Source organism: Enterobacter soli ATCC BAA-2102, assembly GCF_001654845.1.
Classification (GTDB): Bacteria; Pseudomonadota; Gammaproteobacteria; order Enterobacterales; family Enterobacteriaceae; genus Enterobacter; species Enterobacter soli.
In genome coordinates, this window is record NZ_LXES01000049.1 from 38,981 (window position 1) to 54,629 (window position 15,649).

Here is a 15,649-nt window from a genome sequence, read left to right on the forward strand (position 1 = left end):
CGTGATTATCCCCGTCTTTTCCACGCTTTGAGATAAGGCGGACACGGGATAATCACCTTATTAAGCTGTACCGAAACAGGAAGCTCGTATCAGATGACTGACTCCGCTATCACCAAAAAAAGTAAGCGTTCCATCTGGATCCCGCTGCTGGTGTTGATCACGCTCGCCGCCTGCGCTACCGCGGGCTATAGTTACTGGCGTATGCAGCAGGAACCATCCTCTGCTACGGCCAAGGCCGAACCGCCACCACCACCGGCGCCGGTATTCTTCCCACTGGATACCTTCACCGTTAACCTGGGTGATGCGGATCGTGTGCTTTATGTTGGCATCACGCTGCGCCTGAAAGACGAAGCCACCCGTTCTCGTCTGAACGATTACCTTCCTGAAGTGCGTAGCCGTCTTCTGCTGCTGTTCTCTCGTCAGGATGCTTCCACGCTTGCCACCGATGACGGTAAGCAGAAGCTGGTCGATGCCATTAAACAAACGCTGGCCACGCCGCTGGTAAATGGTCAACCTAAGCAGGAAGTCACTGACGTTCTGTATACAGCCTTCATACTGCGGTAACGACATGGGCGACAGTATTCTTTCTCAGGCAGAAATCGATGCGTTGCTTAACGGCGACAGCGATAAGAGTGATGATCCGCAACCGGGTCTGAGTGGCGATGACAATATTCGTCCCTATGACCCGAATACCCAGCGTCGCGTGGTACGCGAGCGTCTTCAGGCGCTGGAGATCATCAACGAACGTTTTGCACGTCAGTTCCGTATGGGGCTGTTTAACCTGCTGCGTCGTAGCCCGGATATCACCGTCGGTGCGATCCGCATTCAGCCGTATCATGAGTTTGCCCGCAACCTGCCGGTGCCGACCAACCTTAACCTTATTCATCTGAAACCGCTGCGCGGCACCGGGCTGGTTGTGTTCTCGCCAAGTCTGGTCTTCATTGCGGTCGATAACCTGTTTGGTGGCGATGGCCGTTTCCCGACGAAAGTTGAGGGGCGTGAGTTTACCCACACCGAGCAGCGCGTTATTAACCGAATGCTGAAGCTGGCGCTGGAGTCCTATAGCGACGCGTGGAAAGCGATTAACCCGCTGGACGTGGAGTACGTGCGTTCCGAGATGCAGGTGAAATTTACCAATATCACCACCTCGCCGAACGATATCGTCGTCAACACGCCGTTCCATGTCGAGATCGGCAACCTGACCGGTGAATTTAACATCTGCCTGCCGTTCAGCATGATTGAGCCGCTGCGCGAGCTGCTGGTGAACCCGCCGCTTGAGAACTCGCGTAACGAAGATCAGAACTGGCGTGAAAACCTGGTGCGCCAGGTTCAGCACTCGCAGCTTGAGCTGATCGCGAGTTTTGCCGATATCCCGCTGCGGTTATCCCAGATCCTGAAATTACAACCCGGCGACGTTCTGCCGATAGAAAAACCCGATCGCATTATTGCCCATGTTGATGGCGTGCCTGTGCTGACAAGCCAGTACGGCACGGTAAACGGCCAGTATGCATTACGCGTTGAACACTTGATCAACCCGATATTGAATTCGCTGAATGAGGAACAGCCCAAATGAGTGACATGAACAATCCGTCCGATGAAAACAGCGGAGCACTGGACGATCTGTGGGCTGACGCGTTAAACGAGCAACAATCCACTCCGGCGAAAAGCACGGCGGATGCGGTATTCCAGCAGTTAGGCGGCGGCGATGTCAGCGGCACATTGCAGGATATCGACCTGATTATGGATATTCCGGTCAAGCTGACCGTGGAACTGGGTCGTACCCGCATGACCATTAAAGAGCTGCTGCGCCTGACGCAGGGTTCCGTGGTGGCGCTGGACGGTCTGGCCGGTGAGCCGCTGGATATTCTGATCAACGGTTATCTGATTGCCCAGGGTGAAGTTGTGGTGGTGGCCGATAAATACGGCGTGCGTATCACCGACATCATTACTCCGTCTGAACGTATGCGTCGTCTGAGCCGTTAAGAATGAAAACCGAGGCAACAGTATCGCAGCCCTCAGCCGTACCCGGTTCGCCCCTGCTCCAGGTGAGCGGTGCGCTGTTTGGTATTATTGCCTTTATTCTTATTATCGCCTGGATTGCGAAACGCTTTGGTGTGGCGGGTAAAACCGCCGCCGGGCGCGGCCTTAAGGTCAGCGCCAGCACCACGCTTGGGCCACGCGAACGCGTGGTCATTGTCGATGTTGAAGACGCGCGGCTGGTGCTGGGCGTAACCGCTTCAAACATCAATGTATTGCATAAACTGCCGCCTGCGCCGGTGACGGCCGAGGCGAATGCAGAGACCCCAGCGGATTTTCAGTCCGTCATGAAGAGTTTGCTTAAGCGTTCCGGGAGATCCTGATGCGCCGTTTGTTATCCCTTACGCTTGCGGGCATTGCCCTGTTTGCACCTTCCGTTTACGCGCAACTACCTGGTCTTGTCTCCACCCCGCTCGCCGGTGGCGGTCAAAGCTGGTCGCTTCCGGTTCAGACGCTGGTGTTCATCACCTCGCTGACCTTTATCCCGGCCATCCTGCTGATGATGACCAGCTTTACCCGCATCATCATCGTCTTTGGCCTGCTGCGAAATGCTCTCGGTACGCCATCCGCACCGCCTAACCAGGTGCTGCTGGGCTTAGCCCTGTTTTTGACCTTTTTTATTATGTCACCGGTTATCGACAAGATTTATACCGACGCCTATCAGCCTTTCAGCGAAGACAAGATTTCGATGCAGGATGCGCTGGAGAAAGGCGCACAGCCGCTGCGTGAATTTATGCTGCGTCAGACCCGTGAAGCAGATCTGGCCTTGTTTGCCCGCCTGGCGAACACCGGTGAATTGCAGGGGCCGGAAGCCGTGCCGATGCGCATTCTGCTGCCGGCCTACGTCACCAGCGAACTGAAAACCGCGTTCCAGATTGGTTTTACCATCTTTATTCCGTTCCTGATTATCGACCTGGTGATCGCGAGCGTGCTGATGGCGCTCGGTATGATGATGGTGCCACCGGCAACCATTGCCCTGCCCTTTAAGATCATGCTCTTTGTGCTGGTTGATGGCTGGCAATTGCTGGTCAGCTCGCTGGCACAGAGTTTCTACAGTTAAGGTACGCCGCAATGACGCCAGAATCGGTCATGATGATGGGCACGGAGGCGATGAAAGTCGCGATTGCCGTTGCCGCTCCACTGTTGCTTGTTTCGCTGGTGACGGGTCTTATCATCAGTATTTTGCAGGCCGCCACCCAGATTAACGAAATGACGCTGTCGTTCATCCCGAAAATCATCGCGGTTTTCGTGGCGATGATCGTTGCCGGGCCGTGGATGCTGAATTTGCTGCTGGATTACATGCGTAACTTGTTTACCAATCTGCCGTATATCATCGGCTGATATCACGATGCTGCACATCACAAGCGATCAGTGGGTTCAGTGGCTGGGAGTCTACTTCTGGCCAATGCTTCGCATCATGGCGCTTATCTCAACGGCCCCCATTCTTAGCGAAAAGTCTGTCCCCAAGCGGGTCAAAGTGGGGCTGGGCATCATCATTACCATCATTGTGGCCCCTTCGCTTCCGCCAGTGAATATCCCTATTGTGTCGGCAAATGCGCTGTGGGTTGCCATGCAGCAGGTGATGATTGGCGTGGCCGTCGGTTTTACCATGCAGCTTGCGTTTGCGGCGGTACGTACTGCGGGCGAGCTGATTGGCCTGCAAATGGGCTTATCCTTCGCGACCTTTGTTGACCCGGGTAGTCACCTGAACATGCCGGTGCTGGCCCGTATCATCGACCTGCTGGCAATGCTGTTGTTTCTGTCGTTCAACGGGCATTTGTGGTTGATCTCGATGCTGGTGGATACCTTCCACACGCTGCCGATTGGCGAGTCGCCGGTCAACAGTAATGCGTTCCTGGCGCTGACGCGCGCCGCCGGGCTTATTTTCCTGAACGGGCTGATGCTGGCGCTGCCGATCATTACGTTGCTGCTCACGGTTAACCTCTCTTTAGGGTTACTGAACAGAATGGCACCGCAGTTATCGGTATTTGTCATCGGTTTTCCGGTGACGCTGACGGTCGGTATTTTATTAATGTCATTACTCATGCCACTTATCGCTCCGTTCTGTGAACATTTATTCAGCGAGATATTCAACCTGTTAGCGGATATTGTCAGTGAACTGCCTCGTAAATAATAACCCGCAATGTCTACATTGTCTTTCTGAGGATATTCCTAAAATAAAACCTGTAAAACATCTTCCAGGATATATCTGACGCGGTTTAATTGTTTCTAACCACCTCACAATACTTAATATTTACTTTACTTTAAGATGATTCCTGGCAAATTATACGTAACTTTACGGGATAGTGAGTTCGCCTGAAAGTCTTTGTCATGCTCACAGGTTTTATTATGTTTTTCCATCCCGTATGGCTGTTTATGAGCTCTCAGGCAGATGGTGAATTATCGTTACGCATTGAGTGAGGGTATGCCATGTCAACGATCATTATGGATTTATGCAGTTACACCCGGCTAGGGTTAACCGGGTACCTGGCAAGCAGAGGGGTAAGAAAGAGGGAAATCAACGATGCACACACCGTTGACGAACTTGCAGCCGCTTGTGACGAACTCAAGCCAGGCGTGGTGTTTATTAATGAGGACTGTTTCATTCACGATCCAGCCAACAGTCAGCAAATAAAGCAAATCATTAATCAGCATCCTAAAACGCTGTTTATTGTTTTTATGGCGATCGCAAATATCCATTTCGATGAATATTTGTTAGTCCGAAACAATTTATTGATCAGTTCTAAGTCGATTAAACCAGAGTCGCTGGATGACATTCTGGGCGATTATTTGAATAAAGAAGTTAAGAATGTAGGAGCGGTTAACTTACCGACCCTATCATTAAGCAGAACTGAATCAAGCATGTTAAAAATGTGGATGGCTGGGCAAGGGACAATTCAGATTTCTGACCAAATGAATATCAAAGCAAAAACGGTATCGTCACATAAAGGAAATATTAAAAGGAAAATTAAAACGCATAATAAGCAAGTGATCTACCACGTCGTCCGCCTGACCGATAATGTGACGAACGGTATTTTCGTCAACATGCGCTAACCCGCTTTTTACCTTTTGTACTCTACCTGTGATCTCTGGCCTGGCCAGAGATTTTTGCATGGGTGTAGCCAAATGTCGGGCACGCAGATTGCCGCCCGACGCGTGATTAGTCTGCCGTTTCCACAAAGATCCCATCCGGGTGCCCCAGTTCGTTGAAGAACCAGATACCGAGCGGGTAGTCTTCCAGTGACACCAGGTACATTGTGCCTTCATTGAACTCTTCTATTGCCAGCACCACGCCTGGGCGGCGCGGCCCACCGTCCGTTTTGACGGTTACCCGATCGTTGACCTTCATACATTCCTCCTGTGGTTTTGAGCCAGTGTAGAACAAATCTCATTAACTGACATCGGCACCTGGCGTGAATGGCGTTTTTGTGTGCGGTCTATACTTAAGAGTGGACGGGTTGAATGAGGTGTAAGTAATGAAGACCGGAAATGAGAAGAGCGATATCGATGTGAATGTCGATGCCCTGCTCGCCGCCATTAATGAAATCAGTGAGAGTGAAGTTCGCCGGCGGGAAGATGACCCCACGCGAGTCATGGTAAACGGGCGGGATTACCATACCTATCGCGAGCTGGCCGAAGCCTTTGAGCTTGATATTCACGACTTTAGCGTGACGGAAATAAATCGTTAGCGCGAAAAAAATCCCGGTCATGGGGATGACCGGGATGAAACTTGCTTATGCAAGAAGCACTTGAAAATTCGTTACACCAGGAAATCTGATGTGCCATCCACACTATCCCCAACAATTTTGTATGACAAGGAAATATTCTCTATATAAATATAACTTAGTAAGAATGTGCGTTTTAGTTATGTGTACCAACATGCGCTGTCAGCGGGTTTAACGGTATCGGTTCCATAACAAAACCGTTCGACGCCTTGCTCTTTTTTAGGAATATTCTTAATAGAATTGCTAATCCTTTATCAGGAGTTGTTATGCCTTCACTACAGGACACCCTGCTGGTTTTTACTGACCTCGACGGTACGCTGCTGGACATCCATACGTACGACTGGCAACCCGCGATGCCCTGGCTGGACCGGCTCCAGGACTATCAGATCCCGGTGATTCTCTGTAGCAGCAAGACGGCAGCGGAAGTGATTGCTATCCAGCAGGATCTGGGGCTTGAAGGATTACCGTTCATTGCTGAAAACGGCGCGGTGATCCAGCTGGATGTACGCTGGGAAGCCCACCCGGCGGCCCCCAGGCTGATCAAAGGTATATCGCACAGTAACATTCGCCACTTCATCGAACAGATCCGCCAGCAAGAGGGCTACAAATTCACCACCTTTGACGATGTTGACGAGCGCGTAGTCAGCGAGTGGACGGGACTGAGTCGTGCCCGTGCGGCGCTGGCGCGCCGGCATGAAGCTTCCGTTACGCTTATCTGGCGCGACAGCGATGAACAGATGGCACGCTTTGAAGACGATCTCGCCCATCAGGGGCTAAAGTTCGTTCAGGGCGCCCGCTTCTGGCACATACTGGATGCGCGTGAAGGGAAAGATCGGGCGGTAAGCTGGTTAATTGAACAATACCGCGCGCTTGAAGGTATCACCCCCACCACGCTGGGGCTGGGCGATGGCCCCAATGACGCCCCGCTTCTGGACAGCGTTGACTTCGCCGTGGTGGTCAAAGGTATCAACCGCCAGGGAATACAGCTTAAGGACGATAATCCCGTCCGGGTGTATCACACCAGGCTCCCCGGGCCAGCTGGCTGGCACGAGGGGCTGGATCACTTCTTGTCCTAATCGTCGCACACCACCTGATTACGCCCGAGCTGTTTTGCCCGATACAACCGGGCATCCGCGATAGACTGGAGTTGCTCGAAGTCGTAATTGCCTTTCTCCTGCGCGCAGCTTACGCCAAGCGATGCGCTGACCCGTACAGTGGTGCTTTTTTTCACCAGGATCTCTTTGCTGTTGATGCGTGAGCGAATGCGTTCTGCTATCTCGCCCGCTTCTTCCAGAGCAATACCGGGCAGTACCACGCAAAACTCCTCGCCGCCCACGCGCCCGGCAACATCGTTGGTACGAAGCGCGCTGGCAATCAGGCCCGCAGAATGCGACAGCACCCGGTCACCGGCCTGATGGCCGAAGCGGTCATTAATGCTCTTGAAATGATCGAGATCGATCTGGATAACCGAGAACGGCAGCGACTGTTGCGCACAGCTTTTCGCCAGTTTTTTGGCGCGTTCGAAGAGTGCGCCGCGATTGTTCAGACGGGTTAATGGGTCGTGCCACGCCTGCCACTGCAACGTGTGCTGGAGCGCATACATGTTACTGACCATGCGGCGGATCACCAGCCAGGAGATCAGCAGCATGGCGGTAAAGAGTGCCCACAGCAACGCCAGAACGATACTGATGCTGCCGAAATCACCCCGTACGCCGTCATGCAGCGTATGAACGCGCAGGACAACACCATCAAAGTGATCCAGCCTTTCCCAGCTAACAAAGCGACTACCCAGTCGGACACCGCCCTCAGTATCGCTTTCAATATCATAAGCTATCTGCGCCAGTTCACGTTCGTCAAAACGGTTAATGAGGCCCGCGGTGGGCTCTGAAGAGGCAATCAGGTTGAGTCGGGTATCGTAAAGCTGGTACTCCCCTTCCGTGTGATCGGACGTTGCATCCATCAGGAGACGTTTCATGGTGTTTAGGGCAAAATCCATCGCCACAACGCCGTACCAGTAATGGTCGTAATAGATAGGCACGCTGGCGGTAATCGCTTTCTCACCGTTGCTCCAGGTTGACGGGGACGAGATAAACCAACGGACTCCACGCGCGCGATTTTCACGCTCAGATTGCAGAACAAACCACGGCTGCGTCACCAGCTGATAATAGCGAGGAACGATATCTTCCGTCCGGGAAGTGGTGTCTGTTGAAAGGTAGAACCCGGCACGTGATACATACACAATCCGCTCTTCTTTACGTGTCGCCGAGGTGCCAAGACGCAGCAAATACCCCACTTCAAGCGCGGCAGACAGTTCGTTATTCAACAGATCGTCATCGCGATTCAGCAACGTGGTTTTCTCTACAAACGCATCCGACACGCCGTTTATCGGTAGCGTGCGGTCTTTATCAACCGCGAGTTGCCAGGATGGGATGTTACGCAGGCCTTCGAAACGCTGAACGGCATCTTGTAATACGCCGAAAGCCAGTGGAACATGGAGCGCATCACGCATACTGTGGCGGAAAAAAAGCAGTTTATCCACGCTGAACTGCAACTGTCTGTCCAGCGCCGTGGCGACCGTTTCCAGGTGGTTGCGCTGGCTGGAGATATACGCTCCCTCAAGCACGACCACTTCACGCCAGGTGAGGAGCGTGGAAAAGACTAATACCACCAGAAAACAGAGAGATTAACAATCAAGCGGGGATTGCTGCGTTTATGCAGCCATTGCAGAAAGGTTCGTTTCACCACATAGGTATCGCGCTGCACACACACTCCCTGATTGCCACCCTACAGCCTCCGCCCCAACCCTGGCGCAGAAACATGCAGTACGATTAACCTGCTTATCTGTAAAAACGCCCGGCGAGGCCGGGCGTTACGTGATTAAGCCTTGTCGCGCTTTTGCCGGCCTTCACCTGGCAATAGCTCGTCCTCACGAAAAGCCTCCCGCTTGATGCCGTAACCATCATGCCACCGACACTCCACCATTCCGCTGGAATACCCGGTGACAATCATGCGTGGACCGCCATTCTTGGGCTTAACTTCATCACTGACCAAAAAGACCATACCTGCCTCCTGTATCAGGGTGAAACTGTTTCAATTTAGACGAGGAATGGCCTTTTTGCATCCTTAAGAAGGTAACAATTAGTGCGACGTTCCACGCATCTTTTCGACCAGTTTTACCGCCGCGACGACCACGCCACCGATGATAAATCCCAGTACCAGATTTAACAGGGTTGGCACAACCGCCGCCGCAATGGCTCCCTGAGCCGAAGCAAAATGTTCAATCGCGTGGTGAAGCGGCGCAATACCGTGTACCACAATCCCGCCCCCCACAAGGAACATCGCCAGGGTGCCCACCACAGACAATATTTTCATCAGCCACGGCGCCAGCACCAGCAGCCCTTTGCCAATAGCCTGGGCAATGACACTCGATTTCTCGGCCAGCCAGTAACCCATATCGTCCAGTTTGACGATAACGCCCACCAGGCCGTAAACCCCCACGGTCACCAGAATGGCGATACCGGAGAGGATCAACACCTGGTTAAGCAACGGTGACTCAGAGACAATCCCGAGCGTAATCGCCACAATTTCCGCCGAAAGAATAAAGTCAGTGCGAATGGCGCCTTTGATCTTATCGCGCTCGAAAGCCGTTGGGTCCTGAGCGGCAAGCGCCTCCAGACGTTGCTGGCGCGCCTGTGGCGTCTCATTTTCTTTTCGTGACGCAAATGAATGCAGGACTTTTTCCACGCCCTCAAAACAGAGAAACGCGCCCCCCACCATCAGCAGCGGCGTAATGGCCCACGGAATAAATGCACTGATCAGCAGTGCCAGCGGCACCAGGATCACTTTGTTAATAAAAGAACCCTTTGCCACGCCCCAGACAACCGGTAATTCCCGGTTTGCCCGCACCCCGGTCACCTGCTGGGCATTCAGCGATAAATCATCCCCCAGGACGCCAGCGGTCTTTTTTGCCGCCAGTTTTCCCATGACCGAAATGTCATCCAGCAAGGTGGCAATATCGTCCAGCAATGTTAACAAGCTACTTCCTGCCAAAATCTCTATCCTTCTTTTTTTGGTAATTAAGTGAATAGTATGGAGCAAAAGCGAAAACCCTGAAACAGGCACCTCAAGTCAACAAAAAATTCACATCAACTACACAATTAAAGGGCTCGCCAGCGAGATAGTTTTCACGTTTACTATCAGCGACCTTTTTATTCCGTCGTGAGGGACTATGCGTTTCCGGCACCTGTTACCGCTCATTGGAGCGCTTTTTTCGCTGTATATCATCTGGGGTTCCACCTATTTTGTCATTCGTATCGGTGTGGAAAGCTGGCCACCGCTGATGATGGCAGGTACGCGTTTCCTCTCGGCGGGCGTGCTGCTGACAGCTTTTTTATTGCTGCGTGGACATAAACTTCCGCCACTGCGCCCAATGTTAAATGCCGCCCTGATTGGCGTGCTGTTGCTGGCCGTGGGTAATGGTTTTGTGACCGTGGCAGAACACCAGAATGTGCCATCCGGCATCGCTGCGGTCGTCGTGGCAACAGTGCCGCTGTTTACTCTGTGCTTTAGTCGGCTTTTCGGTATCAGGACCCGTAAACTGGAGTGGATGGGCATTGGTATCGGGCTTGCGGGAATTATTTTGCTTAACAGCGGCGGCAACCTGAGCGGGAATCCGTGGGGGGCCATTCTTATCCTGATTGGCTCGATGAGTTGGGCGTTTGGTTCCGTTTACGGCTCCCGTATCGAATTGCCGTCCGGCATGATGGCAGGCGCGATTGAGATGATCGCGGCAGGTGTTGTGTTGTTTATCGCCTCCATGATCTCGGGTGAAAAACTGACAGCAATGCCGGATTTATCAGGCTTCCTGGCGGTAGGGTATCTGGCGTTGTTTGGCTCCATCATCGCCATCAATGCGTATATGTTCCTGATCCGCAATGTTTCACCAGCCGTGGCAACCAGTTATGCCTACGTCAACCCGGTGGTTGCCGTGTTGCTGGGAACGGGGTTCGCTGGCGAGACGCTGTCGCCCGTTGAATGGCTGGCGTTAGGAGTGATTATTCTGGCGGTTGTGCTGGTGACCTTAGGCAAGTATTTGTTGCCCGCAAAACCGGTGGTCACACCTTGTGAGGCGGATAAACTGTAAAAGGGTGAATACCCTGAGTGTCAATCTGCGCGGCCTGACCGCCGCCGCAGATCCACTCTTCCAGCCGCTCGGTCAGCCCGGCATCATCCAGCTTCATCTTGCCGCGTAACGCACATTCCCACACCACCAAAACCCGCCATCCTTGCGAGATAAGCATCGCGATATCCCGCGTGTCGCGCGCCACATTTTTGCCAATCTTGTCCAGCCAGAAATCGGTGCGGGTGGCAGGCACTTTAAACAGATAGCAGTGATGGTGATGCCAGAAACAACCGTGGGTAAAGATGATGCACTGGTAAAGATCAATAACGAAATCAGGACGCCCGGGAAGTGCGGCATCCTGAACCCGAAAATCAAACCCTGCCTGAGTCAGCAGCCCCACCAGCCGTTTTTCGATGGCGGTATCACGCGTGCCGATAGCACGCATGTTTTTGCTGCGGGTGGCCTTATTGTGCACATCCGTCATTGGCGGTCTCACTCTCGCGGAGCGCAACGGCTTGCCTGATACGCGATGCCAGCAATTTCGCTACCGCTGCAAACGCCGGAACCACTACCGAGTTACCAAACTGACGATACGCCTGAGTATCGGACACTGGAATGCGGAAGTTATACCCAAGCGGCGCTTCAAAACCCATCAGACGGGCGCACTCGCGCGGGGTTAAACGGCGCGGGCGGTGGCGCTGGTTCTGCGGGTCGTCAAAATCCTTCTCGCCCAGTACTTTATCCCAGCCACGGTCGATCAGGATCTCTGCGCCATCTTTGTAATAGCGGGCCGATAAAGTCCGGGTCACGCTGCCCGGATCGTTCGGGTTAACCATACCAAAACCGAAGCCATTGCCTTTGGCCTGGTGCTTTTTGGCATAGCGATAGAGGTACTTCCACAGCACAGGCGTCAGGATGAACTTCGCATCCACAGCAGGCTCCAGAAGCTCAGCAACCGTCGGACGACGCGCCGGATAGAGCGACGGGATATCCCGCAGGGTGAAATCCCCCTTCAGATTAAGGTCGCGGCGGAACCCCACCAGCACAATGCGCTCGCGATGCTGCGGCAGGAAATGTTTGCCATCGATAATTTTCGGATCGTCGGCGCCCATATCCTGTGAATCTGCCACATCGTAACCAAGCTCATCGAGAGTTTGCATGATGATACGGAAGGTTTTTCCTCCATCGTGACTCTTTAAGTTCTTCACGTTTTCCAGCACAAAAATGGCCGGACGACGGGCATCAATAATACGGGCCACATCAAAAAACAGCGTGCCCTGAGTGTCGCAGGCAAAACCGTGGGCACGGCCTAACGCATTTTTCTTTGACACTCCGGCTAAAGAGAATGGCTGACACGGGAAGCCCGCCAGCAGCACATCATGTTCCGGAATGGTTTGGCGAATATGCTCAGCAGCGTCTTTATCACTAACCCCGTCTTTATGGCTCAGGGTCGCTTCACGGATATCGGCATTAAACTGATGGCTGGCAGGATCGCAGTACCAGTTCGCTTTATAGGTGCGCACGGCATGTTTGTTCCATTCGCTGGTAAACACACACTGCCCGCCAATGGCTTCAAACCCGTGCCGGATACCGCCGATACCGGCAAAGAGATCGATAAAGCGGAAAGCATAGTTCGGGTGGGCAGCCGGGGGGCGCGGAAGCAAATTTTGCAGAAAGCGATATTCGCCGTCGCTCAGACGATGCCCTGCCCGCTCGCTGGTCAGCAGTCTTTTCAGTATTGCCGGGCTCCAGTGGCTTTCACCGTAAGCCTCCAGCTGGTTTGCCAGCGTTTTAGCATCATAGATATCCAGCAACTGACGCAGTAATGCCTGCACAGCTACCGTAGATTTTACCGCCTGTGCTGGCGCGGGTTCAGTCACTGATCGATTTTCCTGCATTCTTTTAACCGGACAATAAAGACTGGAAACAGATTACCACAGTTCAGGACTGCAAACTGCGACGGAAGCGGCTCTGCACCTGGCTATCGACGCCCAGGCAGTCGCCCTGTAATTCGGCACTCAGTTTCGCCATAAACTGAATCAGGTAATCAGCATTGTGACGCGCCATTTCGCGCCCGATTTCCGTTTGCATGGTGTCGGGCAGACGCAGCAGTTTGGTCTGGAAATGATCCAGTGCAAACGCTTTGTCGTTCAACATACGTGAATCGGCAAAGGGATCATTGGCATCAAACAATGGCACGCCTAATGCCCCTGATACGGCAAAAACGCGCGCCAGACCAATAGCGCCTAGCGCTTCAAGCCTGTCCGCATCCTGGACAATTTTGGCCTCTGGCGTATGGGGCGTGATCCCGGCGCTGAAGCTGTGCGCCTCTATTGCGTGCTCCACGGCGTTGTAGCGCTCTGGCGGAAAATCGGGGAAATCGTCACTCAGGATCTGGCGAGTTTTGCGTGCAGCAAGCACTGAAGACTGGCTGCGTTCAGGGTGATTTTTGGGCAGGCTGACAATGTCATGGAAATAGCATGAGGTGAGCACCACCAGCGGATCGGCCGCCTCGCCCACCATCATCTTCTGCGCGGTCATCCAGACACGGCGAAAATGCGAGATATCGTGTGCGGTATCATCGTTAGAATGGTGTTGTTCAAGCCAGCTTTCGAAGCGGTGTTGCCACTGCGTAAGTTCCATAATCACGTCCTGTCGCCAAAACGGTTACAATAGCAACTTTCCCAACGGCTATCACTGTCCGTCATGACGAGGACGCGTGTACCAGGCAATCCCACCCAGAATCAGACCAACGGCACCCAGAACCAAAAACCCCAGCAATGCACCAAGCCATTTACCGCTGGTTGACCCTAAATCGCCCTCCACAACGGAACCGGAAACGGCGGGAATTTTACTGACCACCCACACATAGCGGACCATGGCCCACATGAAGTATCCGCAAAATGCATAGAACACCCACAGCGCCAGTTTGCCTCCCAGGCTACGATCGATTTTTTGTTCCATTTTCAACCCCGATTCACGGTAACCGTGTTACCACTTTCACACCGCACATTCTTTTTTGTGACTTTTATCACATTTTGTCACTAAATGCTGTCTCAGGCGACGATTTCCGCACGTCAGTTTGCGTTAAGTTGATCTCAGGCAAATTTGCCCCCGTAGTGTCCGCCGCCATGCGTAGCGATGGTGTTAATCAAGACATTAATATCGTTCGCGTTCATTTCATGGTTCCACTAAAACAACACAACATCAGGGGAAAGGTTATTTACCCACTCATCCCAAGCCTTCATTAATATGAATAATTTTTTCACCAAAACCGTCAATGAAACCACGGAATTATATAAACCTGACAAATACCAGTGAGGCCAGGTACGCATCATTCATTTACAAAATCAATAAAACCACCCTCTAAAATACAAGCAACGCCATGAAAAAAAAGCATAAATCACAATTATCATTCCTTGGCATTTATAGGCCTGAAAAATAATGAGATAAGTAGAAATATATTGAAATAAAAAATAATCATTTTATTACATTTATTTTTGAACAAATACTGCATCACATAGAATAGTATTTACCCCGTAATTACAGAGAGTGATTACGTATATTCATAGAAATTATATTTATAGGGAATATATAATGAAAAGAAAAGTTCTGGCAATTCTTGTACCCGCAATGTTAATGGCAGGCGCAGCAAATGCGGCTGAGATTTATAACAAAAATGGCAACAAAGTTGATTTATACGGCAAGGTTGACGCCCGCCATACCTTCTCCGATAACCCAGGCGATGATGGCGACGAAACCTACGTGCAGGTTGGTTTCAAAGGCGAAACCCAGATTACTAACGATCTGGTTGGTTATGGCCAGTGGGAATATAAGACCTACGCAAATGATACTGAAGGCGCGGGTGATAAATCATTCAACCGTCTGGCGTATGCTGGCCTGAAGTATGGTGAATACGGTTCATTTGATTACGGTCGTAACTACGGCGTTGTCTATGACGTTGAAGCCTGGACGGATATGCTGCCAGTATTCGGTGGTGATTCTTACACCTGGACCGACAACTTTATGGTTGGCCGTGCTAACGGTCTGGCAACTTACCGTAACGCTGATTTCTTCGGTCTGGTTGACGGTCTGAACTTCGCGTTGCAATACCAGGGCGCTAACGAAGGTCAGGATGCAACAGAAGATCAGGAAGGCACCAAAAACGGCCATAACGATGTGCGTTTCCAGAATGGTGACGGTTTCGGCATGTCTACCTCCTATGACTTCTCTGGCGCTCTGTCTGGCCTGAGCCTGGGTGCGGCATACTCTTCTTCTGACCGTACCAACAAGCAAGTTGCATTCGGCAAAAGCTTAGAAAGAACCGGTTATGCTGGCGGTGAAAAGGCAGAAGCCTGGACCGTTGGTGCGAAATACGATGCTAACAGCATCTACCTGGCAATGATGTATGCTGAAACCAGCAACATGACGCCAATCGGTAACTATGGCATCGCCAACCAGACTCAGAACTTTGAAGCGGTTGCGCAGTACCAGTTCGACTTCGGTCTGCGTCCTTCTCTGGCATGGGTTTACTCAAAAGGTAAAGATCTGGACGGTAAGGGATTCAATCAGGATCTGGTTAACTACATTGACCTAGGTATGACCTACAGTTTCAACAAAAACTTCTCCACTTATGTTGATTATAAAATCAACATGCTGGATCAGGACGAAGCTCTGTATGAAGACTACGGCATCTCTACCGATGACATCGTTGGTATCGGCATGACCTACCAGTTCTAATCCCCTAAAAACACCAAAGCCCGCT

Annotated in this window: 18 protein-coding genes and 2 pseudogenes; 12 read left to right on the forward strand and 8 right to left on the reverse strand. The window is 52.1% G+C overall.

The annotated features are described in order from the left end of the window. Positions 1-93 precede the first annotated feature (93 nt). From fliL to rcsA, 8 genes and pseudogenes are all read left to right on the forward strand, one after another. On the forward strand, positions 94-564 hold the full coding sequence (gene fliL / locus M987_RS19845) for a flagellar basal body-associated protein FliL (protein WP_014070855.1): 471 nt from the start codon (positions 94-96) through the stop codon (positions 562-564). A 4-nt stretch (positions 565-568) separates the two neighbouring features. Next, positions 569-1,573 carry a flagellar motor switch protein FliM gene (gene fliM, locus M987_RS19850; protein ID WP_014070856.1) on the forward strand — a complete coding sequence of 335 codons (1,005 nt, stop codon included), beginning with the start codon at positions 569-571 and terminating at the stop codon, positions 1,571-1,573. Then, on the forward strand, positions 1,570-1,983 hold the full coding sequence (fliN, locus tag M987_RS19855) for a flagellar motor switch protein FliN (RefSeq protein ID WP_014070857.1): 414 nt from the start codon (positions 1,570-1,572) through the stop codon (positions 1,981-1,983). The genes fliM and fliN overlap by 4 nt, the downstream gene beginning before the upstream one ends. A 2-nt stretch (positions 1,984-1,985) precedes the next feature. Beyond that, positions 1,986-2,360, forward strand: coding sequence for a flagellar biosynthetic protein FliO (gene fliO / locus M987_RS19860; protein WP_014070858.1), 375 nt, complete (start codon positions 1,986-1,988; stop codon positions 2,358-2,360). Continuing rightward, on the forward strand, positions 2,360-3,097 hold the full coding sequence (fliP, locus tag M987_RS19865) for a flagellar type III secretion system pore protein FliP (protein WP_014070859.1): 738 nt from the start codon (positions 2,360-2,362) through the stop codon (positions 3,095-3,097). The genes fliO and fliP overlap by 1 nt, the downstream gene beginning before the upstream one ends. 11 nt (positions 3,098-3,108) lie before the next feature. Continuing rightward, on the forward strand, positions 3,109-3,378 hold the full coding sequence (gene fliQ / locus M987_RS19870; protein ID WP_014070860.1) for a flagellar biosynthesis protein FliQ: 270 nt from the start codon (positions 3,109-3,111) through the stop codon (positions 3,376-3,378). A gap of 7 nt (positions 3,379-3,385) precedes the next feature. Then, positions 3,386-4,178: pseudogene (gene fliR, locus M987_RS19875) on the forward strand (flagellar biosynthetic protein FliR); the annotation flags it as partial. Positions 4,179-4,467: 289 nt separating this feature from the next. After that, entirely contained in the window at positions 4,468-5,091 is a 624-nt protein-coding gene (gene rcsA, locus M987_RS19880; protein WP_014070862.1) for a transcriptional regulator RcsA, read from the forward strand. A 106-nt stretch (positions 5,092-5,197) separates the two neighbouring features. On the opposite strand, the gene dsrB is transcribed toward rcsA, so the two are convergent. After that, a complete protein-coding gene (gene dsrB / locus M987_RS19885) occupies positions 5,198-5,386 on the reverse strand; it encodes a protein DsrB (RefSeq protein WP_014070863.1) in 189 nt (62 codons plus the stop codon). Between the two features lie 127 nt (positions 5,387-5,513). Here dsrB and yodD point away from each other — a divergent pair, with 127 nt between their 5' ends. Continuing rightward, positions 5,514-5,726, forward strand: coding sequence for a YodD family peroxide/acid resistance protein (gene yodD / locus M987_RS19890; RefSeq protein ID WP_014070864.1), 213 nt, complete (start codon positions 5,514-5,516; stop codon positions 5,724-5,726). A 302-nt stretch (positions 5,727-6,028) separates the two neighbouring features. After that, the gene (locus M987_RS19895; protein ID WP_014070865.1) at positions 6,029-6,838 is read left to right on the forward strand and encodes a mannosyl-3-phosphoglycerate phosphatase-related protein; all 810 of its coding nucleotides are present in this window, start codon (positions 6,029-6,031) and stop codon (positions 6,836-6,838) included. Here the strand turns inward: M987_RS19895 and dgcQ are convergent. The 3 genes and pseudogenes from dgcQ to M987_RS19910 form a co-directional block, all read right to left on the reverse strand. Next, positions 6,835-8,525, reverse strand: a pseudogene (gene dgcQ / locus M987_RS19900) (cellulose biosynthesis regulator diguanylate cyclase DgcQ). The gene M987_RS19895 and the pseudogene dgcQ sit on opposite strands and share 4 nt — an antisense overlap. 114 nt (positions 8,526-8,639) lie before the next feature. Continuing rightward, on the reverse strand, positions 8,640-8,822 hold the full coding sequence (locus tag M987_RS19905; protein WP_014070867.1) for a YodC family protein: 183 nt from the start codon (positions 8,820-8,822) through the stop codon (positions 8,640-8,642). A 78-nt stretch (positions 8,823-8,900) separates the two neighbouring features. Further along, positions 8,901-9,815: a DUF808 domain-containing protein gene (locus M987_RS19910; RefSeq protein WP_245551575.1), complete on the reverse strand. Its 915-nt coding sequence runs from the start codon at positions 9,813-9,815 to the stop codon at positions 8,901-8,903. A gap of 175 nt (positions 9,816-9,990) precedes the next feature. On the opposite strand from M987_RS19910, the gene yedA reads away from it, so the two are divergent. Then, on the forward strand, positions 9,991-10,905 hold the full coding sequence (gene yedA / locus M987_RS19915; protein WP_014070869.1) for a drug/metabolite exporter YedA: 915 nt from the start codon (positions 9,991-9,993) through the stop codon (positions 10,903-10,905). Here the strand turns inward: yedA and M987_RS19920 are convergent. From M987_RS19920 to drpB, 4 genes are all read right to left on the reverse strand, one after another. After that, positions 10,877-11,368, reverse strand: coding sequence for a very short patch repair endonuclease (locus tag M987_RS19920; RefSeq protein ID WP_014070870.1), 492 nt, complete (start codon positions 11,366-11,368; stop codon positions 10,877-10,879). The genes yedA and M987_RS19920 overlap by 29 nt on opposite strands. Beyond that, the gene (locus M987_RS19925; protein ID WP_014070871.1) at positions 11,349-12,764 is read right to left on the reverse strand and encodes a DNA cytosine methyltransferase; all 1,416 of its coding nucleotides are present in this window, start codon (positions 12,762-12,764) and stop codon (positions 11,349-11,351) included. The genes M987_RS19920 and M987_RS19925 overlap by 20 nt, the downstream gene beginning before the upstream one ends. 61 nt (positions 12,765-12,825) lie before the next feature. Then, entirely contained in the window at positions 12,826-13,527 is a 702-nt protein-coding gene (locus M987_RS19930) for a phosphohydrolase (protein ID WP_014070872.1), read from the reverse strand. A 51-nt stretch (positions 13,528-13,578) separates the two neighbouring features. Then, entirely contained in the window at positions 13,579-13,848 is a 270-nt protein-coding gene (drpB, locus tag M987_RS19935; protein WP_014070873.1) for a cell division protein DrpB, read from the reverse strand. 633 nt (positions 13,849-14,481) lie between these two features. Here drpB and ompC point away from each other — a divergent pair. Continuing rightward, complete coding sequence (gene ompC, locus M987_RS19940; RefSeq protein ID WP_014070874.1) at positions 14,482-15,624, forward strand: porin OmpC; 1,143 nt, start codon at positions 14,482-14,484, stop codon at positions 15,622-15,624. The last annotated feature ends 25 nt before the right edge of the window (positions 15,625-15,649 follow it).